General features: G+C 43.6%; 1 rRNA gene. It reads right to left on the minus strand.

Annotated features, from left to right (window positions below):
* Positions 1-257: ribosomal RNA gene (locus BBI00_RS19000) — 23S ribosomal RNA — on the minus strand; the annotation flags it as partial.

Raw genomic sequence — 257 nt, forward strand, 5'->3', positions numbered from 1 at the left:
GTCTTTCGGTGAGCGGGTTTCTCGCCCGCTTTATCGTTACTTATGCCTACATTTTCTTTTCTATACGCTCCACAATACCTCACAGTACTGCTTCTAAGCAAATAGAATGCTCTCCTACCAGATGTATTCGAAAATACAAATCCATAGCTTCGGTAATATGTTTATGCCCGATTATTATCCATGCCGGACCGCTCGACTAGTGAGCTGTTACGCACTCTTTAAATGAATGGCTGCTTCCAAGCCAACATCCTAGCTGT

The sequence above is a fragment of the Chryseobacterium arthrosphaerae genome, assembly GCF_001684965.1.
Classification (GTDB): Bacteria; Bacteroidota; Bacteroidia; order Flavobacteriales; family Weeksellaceae; genus Chryseobacterium; species Chryseobacterium arthrosphaerae.